The following is a 14,418-nucleotide window of genomic DNA, read 5'->3' on the forward strand; positions in this document are numbered from 1 at the left end:
CAGCGGTTCGGCGGGCTGGCCCGGGGCGTGAGGCCGCCACGCCCAGCGCACGCCGCCGGACGGCGCGGCTGCGGATGGCTCGGGCGGGGCGGCGGAAACGGGCATGAAACGGGCGTTTGGGTGCGAGGGCGGACGCCAGCGTAAGCTAATGCCAGGGGAGCGGCGCAGCCGCAGAAAAACTGAAGCCAAGCATGTCCGCGGTCGTCGATTCCATCATCGCCAATCCAGTTGCCGTGCCCCTGATGCATGGCGAAGCCCACCGGGCCCTCGCGTTCGACGGCGTCGGCGTGGTCGCGCTGGACACGTTCGCTCGGCAGGTGCGCGCGCTTGCCGCATCGCTGCCGCACGCGCGATACGCGATCAACCTGTGCGAGGACCGCTACCGCTATCTCGTGGTTTTCTGCGCGGCCGCCGCGCGGGGGCAGATCACGCTGATGCCGCCTTCGCGGGCGCCGGCCGTGATCGACCAGGTCCGCGCGCAGTATCCCGACAGCTACTGCCTCACCGACGTGGACCTTTCGCCGGCGCCGCCGCAATGCGTGCGGATGCCCGACGTGCTGGCGCAGCTCGACGGCGCGTCGCTGCAGGTCGACGTTGATGCGGTGGCGGCGATCGGTTTCACCTCGGGCAGCACGGGCCAGCCGCGCGCGTATTCCAAGACGTGGCGTAGCTTCCGCACCAGCACGGCGCAGAACCTCGCCGCGCTGCACGGGCTGCTGTCGAGGCATGAAGTGACGCACGCCGTCGCCACCGTGCCGCCGCAGCACATGTACGGCATGGAGATGTCCGTGCTGCTGCCGCTGCTCGGCCCGGTCGCCGTGCATTCGGCGCGGCCGTTGTTCCCGGCGGACGTCGCCCGCGCGTTGCACGACGCGCCGCGTCCGCCGCTGCTGGTGACCACGCCGGTGCACCTGCGCGCGCTGGTCGCATCGGGCCTGCGCCTGCCTCCGTTGGCAGGCATCGTCTCGGCGACCGCGCCGCTGCCTCAGGAACTGGCCGCCGAAGCCGAAGCCGCGTTCGGCTGCGAGGTGCGCGAGGTGTTCGGTTCCACCGAAACCTGCGTGTTCGCGCGACGCCGCACCGCGCGCGAGGACGCGTGGACGCCGCTGCCCGGCGTGCGCCTGCAGCCGCAACCGGACGGCACCGCGGTGCACGCCGCGCACCTGGCCGAGCCGGTCGTGCTGGCCGATCTGATGGAAGTGCATTCCGACGGTCGCTTCGAAGTACGCGGCCGCAATGCGGACCTGCTCGACATTGCAGGCAAGCGCGCATCGCTGGGCGATCTCACCCGCAAGCTGCTCGCCGTGCCCGGCGTGGAAGACGGCGTGATGTTCCAGCTCGACGACGAAGACGCCATCGGCGTGCGTCGCATCGCCGCGCTGGTGGTCGCGCCAGAACTGGACGAAGCGCAGATCCTGCATGCATTGCGACAGCAGCTGGATCCGGTGTTCCTCCCGCGACCGCTGCGTCGCGTGGCCGCGCTGCCGCGCAACGAGACCGGCAAGCTGCCGCGTCAGGCGCTGCATGCATTGCTGCATGCCGAGGAAGCCGTCACCGCGGCCTGATCGAACCGCTTCTCTCTCCCATCACGTTCGCCGGACCAGACTCGCATCGCCCCGTGCAGAGGGTGCTGCGCACATTGTCCGGATCAAGGAAACGCGAGCATGGGCATCCTGATATGGCTGATCGTCGGCGGCATCATCGGCTGGATCGCCAGCCTGATCATGAGGACCGACGCGCAACAGGGCCTGTTCCTCAATATTGTCGTCGGCATCGTCGGCGCCTTCATCGGCGGCTGGCTAGGCGGGCTCGTCGGGCTGGGCGGCGACATCAACAGCGGCGATTTCAGCCTGGGCGGCCTGCTGATGTCGCTGGTGGGCGCCATCGTCCTGCTGGCGATCGTGAACCTGTTCCGCCGCGGCCGGGTGCGATAGCGACGCTTGCCTCGGATGCGAAAAAGCCCGGTCATTGCCGGGCCTTTTTGTTTCTGTGGCAGAGCTTGTCGACGCAGAGTTACGCAGAGAACGCAGATGAAGCGGAAGCGAATCGATTATCGGCGTCTCACACAGCGCCACTTATTCCTGTTCCTGCTCTTGTCCGCGTAATCTACGTCCATCCGCGTCAAAACGATCCGCCTGAAGCGCGTCAGCCCAGCTCAACCCACGCCGGCGCGTGGTCGCTCGGACGATCCCAGGTGCGCGGTTCGCGGTCGATGCCGGAGGCGACGCAGTGCGGGCGCAGTGCTTCGGACACCAGGGTCAGGTCGATGCGCAGGCCGAGATTGCGGCGGAAATTGGCCTGGCGATAATCCCACCAGCTGAACTGCTTCTCCTCGGGATTGAGCGCGCGCCACGCGTCGTGCAGCCCCAGTGCGTACAGGCGTTGCAGGGCATCGCGCTCGGCACGCGAAGTAAGGATGTGCGCATCGTTCCACAGCACCGGGTCGTGCACGTCGCGCTCGTCCGGGGCGATGTTGAAATCGCCCAGCACGATCATGCGCGGATGCGTGACCAGCTCCTGTGCCAGCCAGTCGTGCACGGCCTCCAGCCAGCGCAGCTTGTAGGCGTACTTGTCGGTGCCCACGTCCTGGCCGTTGACCACGTACAGGTTGACGATGCGCAGGTCGCCGACGGTGGCGGCCAGCACGCGCTTCTGTTCGTCCTCGAAGCCGGGCACGCCGATCTGCACGTCGCGCGCGGACTCGCGCGAGAGCACGGCCACGCCGTTGTAGGTCTTCTGCCCCGCGAACACACTGCGGTAGCCCTGCTCGATCAGCGCATCGTCCGGGAACTTCGCGTCCTCGAGCTTGGTTTCCTGCAGCGCGACGATGTCGGGCGTGGCCTGCGTGAGCCACTGCTGCAGGTGCGGGAGACGCACGTTGAGCGAGTTGACGTTCCAGCTGGCGATTTTCATGGCGCGCAGTGTAGCGGGTGAGGCAGGCCGCTTACGCGGCACTGCCGCGTGGCCTGCCGAACGACCGGCCCGGATGGCCGGGCCGGGCATTCCAAAGCGAAAGCGTCGCGCCATGGATGGCAACAGGAACGTAATCGAAGCCGGTGTACGCGGCACTGCCGCCTGGCCCGCCGAACGACCGGCCAGGATGGCCGCGCCGGACATTCCGAAGCGAAAGCGTCGCGCCATGGATGGCAACAGGAACGTAATCGAAGCCGGTGTACGCGGCACTGCCGCGTGGCCTGCCGAACGACCGGCCAGGATGGCCGGGCCGGGCATTCCAAAGTGAAAGCGTCGCGCCATGGATGGCAACAGGAACGTAAGCGAAGCCGGTGTACGCGGCACTGCCGCGTGGCCTGCCGGACCACCGGCCACCATGCGCCGGATCGACTCTCGTGCCGATGCCATATGTAAGGCGACGGCGACGGTATTTCAGCGGCCTGACACGGTGCGAACATTCGAGGTGCAGGACGGATCGTCCATTGACAGGTACAGAAGTCACCTCAATGCAAAATACAATCCGCAAATTCCGCCAAGGCCACGCGGAGTCCAGCGGTTCCGGCTCTCAGGCAATGAGGAGATATTGCGGCGCCACCGAATGCAGAAGAGTCCTTCAAGAATCACCAAATGACCCACACCGAATCCGCTCCACAGATCTGGGTCGACGCGGACGCATGTCCGGGCGTGATCAAGGACATCCTGTTCCGCGCGGCGGAGCGGGCGCAGGTGCACGTCACGCTGGTCGCCAACCAGTGGATACGTTGCCCGAACTCCCGCTACATCCGCGCCTTGCAGGTGCAGGGCGGGTTTGATGTCGCCGACAGCGAGATCGTCGAGCGCATGCACGCCGGTGACCTGGTGGTCACCCAGGACATCCCGCTGGCGGCGCGCGTGATCGAGAAGCGCGGCGTGGCGGTGAATCCGCGTGGTGAGCGCTACAGCGCCGAGAATATGGCCGAGCGCCTGTCGATGCGCAATTTCATGGAGGAACTGCGCGGCGCCGGCGTGCAGACCGGTGGCCCAGCCGCCTTCCACGCCCGCGACCGCCAGGCATTCGCCAACCAGCTCGACCGATGGCTGGCGCAGCGGCCGAAACCGCGTGGACCGGTGCCGGGCTGAAAGCGCCAGGTTTACGAGAACCACCTGGCCAGTCGCCTGCGCTGCCCTAAGATGGTGCAATGCCTTCCGGTCCCGCCATTGATCCCGTCCGCCCCGATCTGGAGGGCCTGACCACGCCGGTGGCGTGGAGCGACGAGGAGGGGGCAATCGTCGGGTGCAACGCCGCGTTCTCGCGGTGGCTTGGCGTCAGTGCGCGGCGGCTGGTGGGCTGGCCGCTGGCGGGGCTGGACGGTGGCGACAGCCACCTCGCCGACGCCATGAACCGGCTCGATGCGGCGGCCGATGCGCCGCTGCGGTTGCGGCGTAGCCGATTGCGTTATGCCGATGGCGACGAGTGCTTCGCCGACGTGTGGCTGAGCCGGCGCGAGGACGGTGGCTGGCTGCTGGAGGCGCATCCGGTGGACGAGTTCCCCGGCGAGGACCCCGCACTGCTCCTGCCGTCCGCGCTGTCGGCCTCGCTGAAGGGACTGGCGCACGAACTGCGCAATCCGCTGGCCGGCCTGAAGGGCGCGGCGCAGTTGCTGGCGCGCCGGCTGGGCGCGGACAACGGCGATTCGCGCGAGCTGGTCGCGATGGTCGGCAGCGAAGTCGAGCGCCTCACCGCCCTGGTCGACCGCCTGCTCACGCCGGCACCGCCACGGCCGCATGCGCCGCTCAACATCCATGCGGTGCTCGAACGCGTGCTGCGCCTGGCAGAAAGCGATGCCGGCTGGGCCGTGCGCCTGGTGCGCGACTACGACCCGAGCCTGCCCGAGTTGTCCGGCGATCCCGACCGGCTGGTGCAGGCGGTGTGGAACCTGGTGCGCAATGCCATCGAGGCAGGCGCGGCCAACGTCACGCTGCGCACGCGCGCCGAGCACGCCGTGCGCATCGGCGACGTCGTGCATCCCATCGCGCTGCGCCTGGAAATCGTCGACGACGGTCGCGGCGTGCCGGAAGAACTCACCGAGCGGCTGTTCCTTCCGTTGGTGTCCGGTCGCGCTGAAGGCAGCGGCCTGGGCCTCGCGCTGGCACAACAGGTGGCGCGCGAGCATCGCGGCTCGCTCGCCTATCGCTCGCGCCCGGGCCATACCGTGTTCACGCTGCTGCTGCCGCTGCAGATCGAGGAAGGGGAAGCGCATGAGTGACGCCCGCATCAGCAACGCCCGCGTCTGGGTGGTCGACGACGACCGCAGCGTGCGTTTCGTGCTCGCCACTGCGTTGCGCGAGGCCGGCTACACGGTGGACGGCTTCGAGAACGCACGCGATGCGCTCGACGCGCTGGCCGACCGCGGCGCGCCGGACCTGTTGTTCACCGACGTGCGCATGCCGGGCGACGACGGCCTGGTGTTGCTGGACAAGTTGAAGGCGCAGGCGCCCAGGCTGCCGGTGATCGTGATGAGCGCATACACCGATGTGGCCAGTACCGCCGGTGCGTTCCGCGGCGGCGCGCACGAGTTCCTGTCCAAGCCGTTCGACCTGGACGACGCCGTTGCGCTGGCGCGACAGACGCTGGCCACCGTGGAAGCAGCGCCGGCCCCATCGCGCGAGATGGCGGCCACGCAGGAAGACGCGCTGATCGGCGACGCGCCCGCGATGCGCGCGCTGTTCCGCGCGATCGGCCGTCTCGCGCAGGCGCCGCTGTCGGTGCTGATCACCGGCGAAACCGGCACCGGCAAGGAACTGGTCGCCCGCGCACTGCATCGCGAATCGCCGCGCGCGACCGCGCCGTTCGTCGCGCTCAACACCGCGGCGATTCCGGCCGAACTGCTGGAAAGCGAACTGTTCGGTCACGAGGCCGGTGCGTTCACCGGCGCGCAGCGTCGCCATACCGGGCGCTTCGAACAGGCGCATGGCGGCACGTTGTTCCTCGACGAAATCGGCGACATGCCGCTGCCCTTGCAGACGCGTCTGTTGCGCGTGCTGGCCGAGGGCGAGTTCTTCCGCGTCGGCGGGCGCGAACTGATCCGCGTCGACGTGCGCGTGATCGCAGCCACGCACCAGGACCTGGAGTCGCTGGTCGCCGAGGGCCGCTTCCGCGCCGATTTGCTGCATCGCCTCGACGTGGTGCGCTTGCGCCTGCCGCCGCTGCGCGAGCGTCGCGAGGACGTGCCGCGCCTGGCCGAACGTTTCCTGCGCTCGGCGGCCGAACGTTTCGATGCACCGGTCAAGCGTTTCGCGCCGGCCGCGCTGGAGCGGATGACCGCCTACGACTGGCCCGGCAACGTGCGCCAGCTGGAGAACCTGTGCTGGCGGCTGGCTGCGCTCGCTCCATCCGACACCATCGCGTTGCCGGATCTCGACGAAGCGCTTGCGGCCACACCGGGCAAGGACAGCGCGCAGGCCGCTGATGATGATGATTGGGAACGTCGCCTGTCGGCATGGGCACGCGCGCAGCTGGAGCTGGGGCGCGACGACATCCACGCGCAGGCGCGCGAACGCTTCGAGCGCGCGCTGTTCGATGCGGCGCTGGCGCATACCGGCGGCCGTCGCACCGAAGCCGCCGCACGGCTGGGCCTGGGCCGCAACACGCTCACCCGCAAGCTCGGTCCAGGCCGGCGCCGCTCGTAGCACCGTTCACCGTTGCACGACCGTCCCGCGGCTAGGCTGCGGGATGCCGTGTCGCCTCACCCGCAAGGAGAAGCAGATGAAGACTTCGTTGAATGCCGTCCTGTTCGCCGTGGCTGCCGTCGGGCTGTCCGCATGCAGCTCCACGCCGTCGACGGACACCGCGCCTTCGGCGTCGACGGCGACGACCACGACGGGCACGGCCGCCGTGTCCACCGCGAAGGCGGCCGTCGTCAACCTGGCCTCGGCCTCGGGCAGCCTGGTCAGCGGCCGGCTCAGCGTGGTGCCGATGAAAGACGGCGTGCACCTCGCCGGCGAAGTCGGCGGACTCTCGCCCGGCAGCACGCACGCCATCCACATCCACGAGAAAGGCGACTGCAGTGCGGCCGACGCCAGCAGCGCCGGCGGGCACTTCAATCCGGCCGGCGCGCCGCACGGCAAGGTCGGCAGCGGCGCGCACCATGGCGGCGACATGGACAACATCGTCGCCAACGCGGAAGGCGTGGCGAAGGTGGACGTGCACGCCAGCGGCGTGACGCTCGGCGGCGGTGCCGTCAACGACGTCGCCGGCAAGGCCGTGATCGTGCATGCCGCCGCGGACGACTACCGCACGCAGCCCACCGGCAACGCGGGCGGCCGTGTCGCCTGCGGCGTCATCACCGTCACGCAGTAAGGGTGAATCCTCCCCGGCCCTCCTTTTTCAAAGGAGGGAGACAAGCGCCGGCGGTGATGCGTGTGGACCCAGGACAACGTGCAGGCGCACTGGTACGCATGTGCTGGTGGGCTGGTGTGTCAGTGACGATACGGTGCCGGCGCATGCGCTGTTCCTCCCCCTTTGAAAAAGGGGGATCGAGGGGGATTGCTCCAAGGCGTTACGATCACGCCCATGACCCGACTGCGCATCCGCGAAGCCCATCCCAGCGACCGCGACCTGCTCGCGCGCTGGGCCGTTGCCATGGCGATGGAAACCGAGCACAAGCAACTCGATGAAGCCACGGTGCGCGCGGGCATGGAAGCGGGCCTCGCCGAGCCGGCGAAGGCGCGCTACTTCGTCGCGATGCAGGAAGCGGCCGTCGCCGGCAACGAGACCATCGCCGTGCCGGTCGGCACGCTGATGCTCACGCGCGAATGGAGCGACTGGCGCAACGGCGACTGGTGGTGGATCCAGAGCGTATACGTGCCGGTCGAACACCGCCGGCAGGGCGTCTTCGCCGCGCTGTACCGCCATGTCGAACAGCTCGCGCGGCAGACCCCCTGCGTCGTCGGCCTGCGCCTGTACGTCGAGCGCGACAACGCCAACGCGCAGCGTACCTACCAGGCCATGGGCATGGCCGATGCGGGATACGCCCTCTACGAAGCGGAATTCGCTAAGGCTGATCCGCTCAGCGCGCGCGCCGGGCGCGTTCCACCATCGCGACGATCACGGCGGTGAGTTCCTCCTCGGCCTGTGCGGCGGTGATCTCGCCGTGGGCGGCCGCGTAGGACAGTGCCTCGGCGGCGCCGCGCATCGCGCGCAGGGCGGGCGACGAGAGCTCGCCCCGGTCGATGAAAGGCGCCAGCGCGGTGCGGCACTTGTCCATGAAGCCGGCTTCCCAGTCGCGCCGCACCTGTTCCAGTTCGGGCGAACCCGCAAGCGCGGCCATCACGCCCGGCAGCTCGCGGCCCTGTTCGAGCACGCACGCGACGTAGGACGCGGCGATCACCGAAGCGCGTTCCAGCAGCGTCGCGCGGCTCTGCGCCAGGGCCTCGTCCATCGACGCGGTCTGGCGCGAGTCGAACTCTTCGTACAGCGCCAGCAACAGCCCCGCGCGCGTGCCGAAGTGGTCGTACACGACCGGCTTGGTCACGCCCGCGGCCTCGGCCAGCCGGCCGAGGCTCAAGGCATCGGAACCTTCCTCGCGGATCAGGGCGCGCGCGACGTCCAGCAGCTGGCGATTGCGATCGTCGCGCGCAAGACGCTGGCGCGTGGGTGCACGAGGCGCGGATTTGCGGGTTGACATCGTTATATACGAAAAGTAAGTTACCAATAGTATATAACAGGCGCCGCCCTGGCGCCCACTCAAGGAGATCGCCATGCATGCCCTGATCGTCGTCGCCCATCCGGAATCCGGCTCACTCAGTCACGGCATCGCCGCCGCCGTGGGCCAGGGCATCGCGGGATCGGGCGGCTGCCACGACTTCGAGATCGCCGACCTTGCCGCGGAAGGCTTCGATCCGCGCTTCACCGACGCCGACCTCGCGGTACATCGGAAGCAGGCCGCACCGCCGGCGGACGTCGCCTTCGAACAGGCGCGCATCGACCGCGCGGATACGCTGGTGCTGGTGTATCCGGTCTACTGGTGGTCGATGCCGGCGCTGATGAAGGGCTGGATCGACCGCGTGTTCGCCAACGGCTGGGCATTCGACTTCGGCCTGCAAACCGGGCTGACGAAGAAGCTGCGCCATCTGCGCGTGCATCTGGTCGCGGTGGCCGGGGCGGACATGCGGACCTATGCACGTCACGGCTACTTCGGCGCGATGAAGACCCAGATCGAGCACGGCATCTTCGATTACTGCGGCGCGACCGTGGTCCGTTCGGAAATCCTGTTCGAATCCGAGACGCAGTCGCCGCAGGCGCACCTCGACGCGGCGCGCGCGATCGGGCGCAAGGTGTCGGCTTCCATGCCGTGCGAACAGGCCAAGGCGGCCTGAGACGGATTGCAGCACCGCCGGCTTATGCCAGTGCGGCGCGGCCTTCCTCGGGGCAGTGCACGAAGTTGACCGGGATGCCGTGCGCGCCCAGCACGGCGGCGATCTGCCGTTGCCGCGCCTGGAAGTGGCGATGCTGCTGTTCCAGCCTGCTGCGGCATTCGGGCGTGTCGCAGGGTTCGTCGGTGGCGTAGCGCTGTTTCCACGCGCGCGGCTCGAACATCGCGATGCGCGCCTCGCCGGCGGCGTAGTGCACCAGCGGCTCCGGCGGCTGGTCCAGCCAGTGCTCGCCGTCGGGCTCCAGCAACGCGGTCTCCAGCAGCGGCCACAGCGACGCCAGGCCGGCGTGGTCGTACTGCATGGCCATCATCGCGGCCAGGTCGTGCACGGTGAGGTAGCGCGCGTGTTCGACCTGCAGGCCGAACGCCTGCTGCGCGGCCAGCGCGGTCGCCGCGCCGGCCATGCCGCGCTCCAGCAGTTCGCGTTCGAACGCCTCGCCGACGCGCGCGGCCACGGCCGCGTCGCCGCCCAGCACGAACGGCACCAGCCGGAACGGCCCGCCCAGATGGTCGGGCGACGGCGACAGCGCGCCGGGCAGTTGTTCCTCGTGCGAGCCGAAGGCGACGATGCGCCCGCCCTCCGCACCGGCGCGCGGTGCGCGCGCGGCCAGCTGGTCGAGTTCGCGATGCAGCGGCCAGCCCGGGCGCAGCAGTTCGACGGGGTCGTAATGCGCGCCGACGGTGACCAGGTCGAGCGAGGCCGCGTCCGGCGCGAAGCCGGCCAGGTCCTGCGCGATCAGTTCGGCCAGCGCGCCGACCTCGGTCTGCGCGAGCGCCTGACGGCCTACCGGCGCGTCGCCGCGCAGCTCCAGGGCCAGGGCACCCAGCACGTGCAGGGGGGCGGGCGGGGCGGGATGGATCGACTGCGCTTGCGTCATGGATACGGTGGCGTTTGGTCGCTCGCGAAGGGCGGCGCTACACTTCGGGCCATTATGCCCGCCCGGCCGTAAAGGCCCGGCGACTCCCCTTCTGCCGCGAGGTGTAGCGATGCGTCCTGCCCGTCCCGTTGCCGTGCTCGGCGGCGTCCGTATTCCGTTCTGCCGCCAGAACACGGCCTACGCGGACGTCGGCAACCTGGGCATGTCGGTACGCACGCTGGGCGCGCTGGTCGAGAAGTACGGCCTGCACGGCCAGCAGCTGGGCGAAGTCGCGATGGGTGCGGTGATCAAGCACTCCAGCGACTGGAACCTGGGCCGCGAGGCGACGCTGTCCTCGGGCCTGTCGCCGCTGACGCCGGGCATCACCCTGCAGCGCGCGTGCGGCACGTCGCTGGATTCGATCGTCCACATCGGCAACAAGATCGCCACCGGCCAGATCGAAGTCGGCGTGGGCGGCGGTTCGGACACCACCTCCGACGTGCCGATCGTATACGGCCTGAAGTTGCGCCGGCGCCTGCTGGAAGCCGCGCGCGCCAAGACGCCGCGCGACAAGCTGGCGGCGTTCAAGGGCTTCCACCTGCGCGAACTCAAGCCCGAATTCCCCGGCGTGGCCGAGCCGCGCACCGGCAAGTCGATGGGCGAGCACTGCGAGGACATGGCCAAGCAGTGGAACATCTCGCGCGATTCGCAGGACGAGTGGGCCCTGTCGTCACACCAGAAGCTGGCCGCCGCGTACGAGCGCGGTTTCTTCAACGACCTGGTGGTGAGCTTCCGCGGCGTGTCGCGCGACAACATCCTGCGCGCCGATAGCACGCTGGAAAAGCTGGCCTCGCTCAAGCCGGCGTTCGACAAGACCTCCGGCCGCGGCACGCTGACGGCAGGCAACTCCACGCCGCTCACCGACGGCGCCTCCGCGTGCCTGCTGGCCTCGGACGAGTGGGCGCGTTCGCACGGCCACGAACCGCTGTGCTACCTGCGCGACGCGCACGTGTCGGCGGTGGACTTCGTGCATGGCGAAGGCCTGCTGATGGCGCCGACCATCGCCGTGCCGGAGATGCTCAAGCGCAACGGGCTGACCCTGCAGGACTTCGACTTCTACGAGATCCACGAGGCGTTCGCTGCGCAGGTGCTGTGCACACTGCGCGCGTGGGAGAGCGAGGAGTACTGCCGCAATCGACTCGGTCTCGAAGCGCCGCTGGGCCGCATCGACGTGGCCAAGATCAACCCGAACGGTTCGTCGCTGGCGGCCGGGCATCCGTTCGCCGCGACCGGCGCGCGCATCGTCGCGACCGCGGCGAAGGAACTGAAGCAGCGCGGCGGCGGCCGCTGCCTGGTGTCCATCTGCACCGCCGGCGGCATGGGCGTGGTCGCCATCCTGGAGCGCTGACTCCGGGTCTTTCGTCCGGGTAACCCGCGCCAGCCTCGAAGACTGGCGCACCAGGCACACCTGCCTGGACGTTCAGATAAAAGGACTCGCGCACCAGGCTTTTTGCCTGGCGTTCCAGTCCTGGGGACTGGCGCGCGAGTCTGCGAGTCTGGCACGCGAGCCGTTTTGCCTGGTGCCCCAGTCTTTTTGCCTCGAGCGCCAGGCTGTGCAGCCTGGCGTTCCAGGCGTTTTGCCTGGCGCGCCACACAAAACGACTGGCGCGCGGGTCTTCGAGCCTGGAACGGGCCGGCTGGCCCCCGCCTTCTGGAACAAAATTTGCAGAATCTGTCATTTCGCGCCTAGGATCGGCGCGCGGACGGGCGGTGTGGGGACATCGCCGGCAATGCGGTCCGCGCACGCTCCCAGCGGGCGTATCCGCTGGTTCGCACGTTCCGGGGGGAAACGATGTCGACGTTCAATCCGTACGAGCCGCCGAAGGCGCGGCTCGATGGCGCCGTGCGCATGGATGCGGCGGGCGATTGCTGGCGCGATGGCAAGCAGCTGGTGGTGCGGCCCGGCTGCACGCTGCCCGACCGCTGCATCAAGTGCAACGAGCCGGCCGAGCACCCGCTGCAGTCGCGCCGCTTCTACTGGCACCACCCGGCGCTGTATCTGCTGGTGCTGGTGAACCTGCTGATCTACCTGATCATCGCGTTGATCGTGCGCAGGAAGACCCCGGTGACCGTGGGCCTGTGCAAGCGCCACAACGATCGCCGCCGCATCGCCATCATGCTGGCGACGGTGGGCAGCCTCATCGGACTGGTGCTGATGTTCGCCGCCAGCGGCGACAAGGCCGGGCTGCTGATACTCACCGGCGGCGTGCTGCTGCTCGCCAGCCTGATCGCCGGCATCGTCGGCGGCCGCGTCATGGTGGTGTCGCGCATCGGCGAGAACTACACCCGCTTCCGCGGCTGCGGCCCGGCCTTCCTGGCGTCGCTGCCGACGTTCTATCGGACGCGGTGAGTCGAAATCGAGCCTACTGCGACCACAGGGGAATGCAGGGCTGAGAGGGCTTGGGTAACAGTCGGACTCGCTGCAACGGCACAGGCATTCGCGCTGCGTAGCCGTATGTACGCGCGTTGCGCACGGCACCCCTCCCCAACCCGCCCCTGCAAGCAGGGGAGGGAGCCGAAGGCGGCGCTTTGCAGTTCGTCACCCCTTGGCGTCCTCAGGACGTCCAACGCCGCAAGGGGCGAGGTGACAGCCGGATCGCCGCCACGTTGCAGGCAGTCGCGCTGTGTTCCCGTACGTACGCGCGCTGTGCACGGCAACCCTCCCCAACCCTCCCCTGCAAGCAGGGGAGAGAGCCGAAGGCGGCGCCCTGTAGCTCGTCACCTGGCGCGTCAGCAGGGAGTGCACGGTTGAGAGGGTTGGCTGCCGGCGCTCTCAAGCCCCTCTCCCATCGGGAGAGGGGCTGGGGTGAGGGGCGGCGAAGTGGAAACGGTGGATCGCTTACGCATTGCTGTTCTGCGCAGCACCGGCCACGCCGCTCACTCCCGCAGCCGCGGCACTCCATGCTCGTCGCGTACTTCGACCACGGCCTGGTCGAAGATCTGCTGGCGCAGGTCGCGGCCGGGCAGTTCGTGCGCCGCTTCGCCTCGCGCGGCACGCAATGCGTTGGCGTAGCACTGGCGCGCGAGGCGCTCGTCGCCGGTGGCGGCGAAGCCGTCGCCCAGTTCTTCCCATGCTTCGGCGTTGGCGCCCTGCGCCAGCGAGCGGTGCAGGTAGGCCTCGGCCTGCGGCCATTGCCCCTGCGCGCGGGCCAGCCGGGCCAGCGTGACCAGCAGGGCCGGGCTTGCCGGATGCGTTGCCAGCCAGCGTTCGGCCTGCGTGCGTCGCTGCTCGAAGCGACCGATCGGCAGGCGGCCGTACAGCGCGACGAGTGACTCGTCCCAGCGCGCGTCCACGGCTTGCTCGATGCTCCGGGCCGCGGCTTCGTCCCAGCGCAGCGCCGCGGCGCGTTCGGCGTAGGCGGCGACGGTGGCGGGGTCGCTCAGCAGCGGCTTGGGCAGCGCTTCCCAGCGATCGGCGAGCACGTTGGCATCGTTCGCCTCGCGCAGCGAAGCCGCGGCCCAGCGCGCTTCGAGTTCGCCCAGGCGATCGGTCGACAGCGCCTGTTGCTGGCGCAATGCGCCGAGCAGTCCGTAGGCGTCGCCGCTGCGACCCAGGGCCGCCAGCGCCTCGCCGCGCAGCACCAGGCCGCGCGGCGGCAACGGCGTCGCCGATGGTACGTCGAGCAGAGCCAGCGCGTCGGCGGCCCGGCCTTCGGCCAGTGCCAGCTCGGCTTCGGCGATGGCGCGCGAAGGCGCATTCGTCGTGCCAATCGCCGTCAGATGCGCGCGCGCCGCGGCATCGTCGCCACGCGCCAGCGCCGCGCGTGCCGCGCCGACGTGCGCCACTGCCACCGCATCCGGCGACTCAGCCGCCTGGTCCAGCAGCTTTTCCGCACGATCCCACTGGCCCTGGTGCAGGGCATCGAATCCGTCGATCAGGCGCGCACGCGCCTGTCGCTCGCGATGCCGGCGCATCGCCACGAACGGCAGGCTCACCAGCTTCCACAGCAACCAGAGCACGGCCAGCAGCACGAGCAGGAGGGCGAAGGCCTTCGGCACGTTGGTGCTGTAGTCGTAACCGCCGTAGCGGATCAGCACGTAGCCCGGATCCTGCACGAGCAGCTGCGCGACCAGGGCGCCGACCAGGGCCAGCACGATCCAGAACAGCACATTGCGGAAGAGGTTCATTGCGATCC

General features: G+C 69.3%; 14 protein-coding genes. 10 read left to right on the top strand and 4 right to left on the bottom strand.

Annotated features, from left to right (window positions below; genetic code table 11):
* Positions 1-191 precede the first annotated feature (191 nt).
* Both VFE83_RS18265 and VFE83_RS18270 read left to right on the top strand, forming a co-directional pair.
* Positions 192-1,565 carry an AMP-binding protein gene (locus tag VFE83_RS18265; RefSeq protein ID WP_324908805.1) on the top strand — a complete coding sequence of 458 codons (1,374 nt, stop codon included), beginning with the start codon at positions 192-194 and terminating at the stop codon, positions 1,563-1,565.
* 99 nt (positions 1,566-1,664) lie between these two features.
* Positions 1,665-1,934, top strand: a complete 270-nt coding sequence (locus VFE83_RS18270) for a GlsB/YeaQ/YmgE family stress response membrane protein (protein ID WP_324908807.1) — start codon at positions 1,665-1,667, stop codon at positions 1,932-1,934.
* A gap of 211 nt (positions 1,935-2,145) precedes the next feature.
* On the opposite strand, the gene xth is transcribed toward VFE83_RS18270, so the two are convergent.
* Positions 2,146-2,913, bottom strand: coding sequence for an exodeoxyribonuclease III (xth, locus tag VFE83_RS18275; protein ID WP_324908808.1), 768 nt, complete (start codon positions 2,911-2,913; stop codon positions 2,146-2,148).
* Between the two features lie 666 nt (positions 2,914-3,579).
* Here xth and VFE83_RS18280 point away from each other — a divergent pair.
* The 5 genes from VFE83_RS18280 to VFE83_RS18300 all read left to right on the top strand — a co-directional run bounded on the left by VFE83_RS18280 (position 3,580) and on the right by VFE83_RS18300 (position 8,050).
* Positions 3,580-4,071 carry a YaiI/YqxD family protein gene (locus VFE83_RS18280; protein WP_324908810.1) on the top strand — a complete coding sequence of 164 codons (492 nt, stop codon included), beginning with the start codon at positions 3,580-3,582 and terminating at the stop codon, positions 4,069-4,071.
* Positions 4,072-4,130: 59 nt separating this feature from the next.
* Positions 4,131-5,198: a two-component system sensor histidine kinase NtrB gene (locus tag VFE83_RS18285; protein WP_324908812.1), complete on the top strand. Its 1,068-nt coding sequence runs from the start codon at positions 4,131-4,133 to the stop codon at positions 5,196-5,198.
* Positions 5,191-6,621 (top strand): nitrogen regulation protein NR(I), encoded by a 1,431-nt coding sequence (ntrC, locus tag VFE83_RS18290; RefSeq protein WP_324908813.1) that lies wholly within the window; start codon positions 5,191-5,193, stop codon positions 6,619-6,621. Before VFE83_RS18285 ends, ntrC begins: the two co-directional genes overlap by 8 nt.
* A gap of 76 nt (positions 6,622-6,697) precedes the next feature.
* On the top strand, positions 6,698-7,291 hold the full coding sequence (locus tag VFE83_RS18295) for a superoxide dismutase family protein (RefSeq protein ID WP_324908816.1): 594 nt from the start codon (positions 6,698-6,700) through the stop codon (positions 7,289-7,291).
* A gap of 213 nt (positions 7,292-7,504) precedes the next feature.
* Positions 7,505-8,050: a GNAT family N-acetyltransferase gene (locus VFE83_RS18300; protein ID WP_324908817.1), complete on the top strand. Its 546-nt coding sequence runs from the start codon at positions 7,505-7,507 to the stop codon at positions 8,048-8,050.
* Here the strand turns inward: VFE83_RS18300 and VFE83_RS18305 are convergent.
* Positions 8,001-8,618, bottom strand: coding sequence for a helix-turn-helix domain-containing protein (locus VFE83_RS18305; RefSeq protein ID WP_324908819.1), 618 nt, complete (start codon positions 8,616-8,618; stop codon positions 8,001-8,003). The two genes, VFE83_RS18300 and VFE83_RS18305, sit on opposite strands and share 50 nt — an antisense overlap.
* Before the next feature lie 73 nt (positions 8,619-8,691).
* On the opposite strand from VFE83_RS18305, the gene VFE83_RS18310 reads away from it, so the two are divergent.
* Positions 8,692-9,309: an NAD(P)H-dependent oxidoreductase gene (locus tag VFE83_RS18310; protein WP_324908821.1), complete on the top strand. Its 618-nt coding sequence runs from the start codon at positions 8,692-8,694 to the stop codon at positions 9,307-9,309.
* Positions 9,310-9,331: 22 nt separating this feature from the next.
* On the opposite strand, the gene VFE83_RS18315 is transcribed toward VFE83_RS18310, so the two are convergent.
* Positions 9,332-10,243 (bottom strand): hypothetical protein, encoded by a 912-nt coding sequence (locus VFE83_RS18315; protein ID WP_324908823.1) that lies wholly within the window; start codon positions 10,241-10,243, stop codon positions 9,332-9,334.
* 109 nt (positions 10,244-10,352) lie between these two features.
* On the opposite strand from VFE83_RS18315, the gene VFE83_RS18320 reads away from it, so the two are divergent.
* Together VFE83_RS18320 and VFE83_RS18325 are read left to right on the top strand one after the other, a co-directional pair.
* Positions 10,353-11,630, top strand: a complete 1,278-nt coding sequence (locus tag VFE83_RS18320) for an acetyl-CoA C-acetyltransferase (protein WP_324908825.1) — start codon at positions 10,353-10,355, stop codon at positions 11,628-11,630.
* 444 nt (positions 11,631-12,074) lie between these two features.
* Positions 12,075-12,632, top strand: coding sequence for a hypothetical protein (locus VFE83_RS18325; RefSeq protein ID WP_324908827.1), 558 nt, complete (start codon positions 12,075-12,077; stop codon positions 12,630-12,632).
* A gap of 527 nt (positions 12,633-13,159) precedes the next feature.
* On the opposite strand, the gene VFE83_RS18330 is transcribed toward VFE83_RS18325, so the two are convergent.
* Positions 13,160-14,410, bottom strand: coding sequence for a heme biosynthesis HemY N-terminal domain-containing protein (locus VFE83_RS18330; RefSeq protein ID WP_324908829.1), 1,251 nt, complete (start codon positions 14,408-14,410; stop codon positions 13,160-13,162).
* Positions 14,411-14,418: the final 8 nt, after the last annotated feature.

It is taken from the genome of Lysobacter sp. (assembly GCF_035655815.1).
Lineage (GTDB): Bacteria > Pseudomonadota > Gammaproteobacteria > Xanthomonadales > Xanthomonadaceae > Lysobacter_J.

Excerpts from the sequence above, each read along its gene's own strand:
- VFE83_RS18265 (WP_324908805.1), top strand. The coding sequence starts at position 192 with ATGTCCGCGGTCGTCGATTCCATCATCGCCAATCCAGTTGCCGTGCCC.
- VFE83_RS18270 (WP_324908807.1), top strand. The coding sequence starts at position 1,665 with ATGGGCATCCTGATATGGCTGATCGTCGGCGGCATCATCGGCTGGATC.
- xth (WP_324908808.1), bottom strand. The coding sequence starts at position 2,913 with ATGAAAATCGCCAGCTGGAACGTCAACTCGCTCAACGTGCGTCTCCCG.
- VFE83_RS18280 (WP_324908810.1), top strand. The coding sequence starts at position 3,580 with ATGACCCACACCGAATCCGCTCCACAGATCTGGGTCGACGCGGACGCA.
- VFE83_RS18285 (WP_324908812.1), top strand. The coding sequence starts at position 4,131 with ATGCCTTCCGGTCCCGCCATTGATCCCGTCCGCCCCGATCTGGAGGGC.
- ntrC (WP_324908813.1), top strand. The coding sequence starts at position 5,191 with ATGAGTGACGCCCGCATCAGCAACGCCCGCGTCTGGGTGGTCGACGAC.
- VFE83_RS18295 (WP_324908816.1), top strand. The coding sequence starts at position 6,698 with ATGAAGACTTCGTTGAATGCCGTCCTGTTCGCCGTGGCTGCCGTCGGG.
- VFE83_RS18300 (WP_324908817.1), top strand. The coding sequence starts at position 7,505 with ATGACCCGACTGCGCATCCGCGAAGCCCATCCCAGCGACCGCGACCTG.
- VFE83_RS18305 (WP_324908819.1), bottom strand. The coding sequence starts at position 8,618 with ATGTCAACCCGCAAATCCGCGCCTCGTGCACCCACGCGCCAGCGTCTT.
- VFE83_RS18310 (WP_324908821.1), top strand. The coding sequence starts at position 8,692 with ATGCATGCCCTGATCGTCGTCGCCCATCCGGAATCCGGCTCACTCAGT.
- VFE83_RS18315 (WP_324908823.1), bottom strand. The coding sequence starts at position 10,243 with ATGACGCAAGCGCAGTCGATCCATCCCGCCCCGCCCGCCCCCCTGCAC.
- VFE83_RS18320 (WP_324908825.1), top strand. The coding sequence starts at position 10,353 with ATGCGTCCTGCCCGTCCCGTTGCCGTGCTCGGCGGCGTCCGTATTCCG.
- VFE83_RS18325 (WP_324908827.1), top strand. The coding sequence starts at position 12,075 with ATGTCGACGTTCAATCCGTACGAGCCGCCGAAGGCGCGGCTCGATGGC.
- VFE83_RS18330 (WP_324908829.1), bottom strand. The coding sequence starts at position 14,410 with ATGAACCTCTTCCGCAATGTGCTGTTCTGGATCGTGCTGGCCCTGGTC.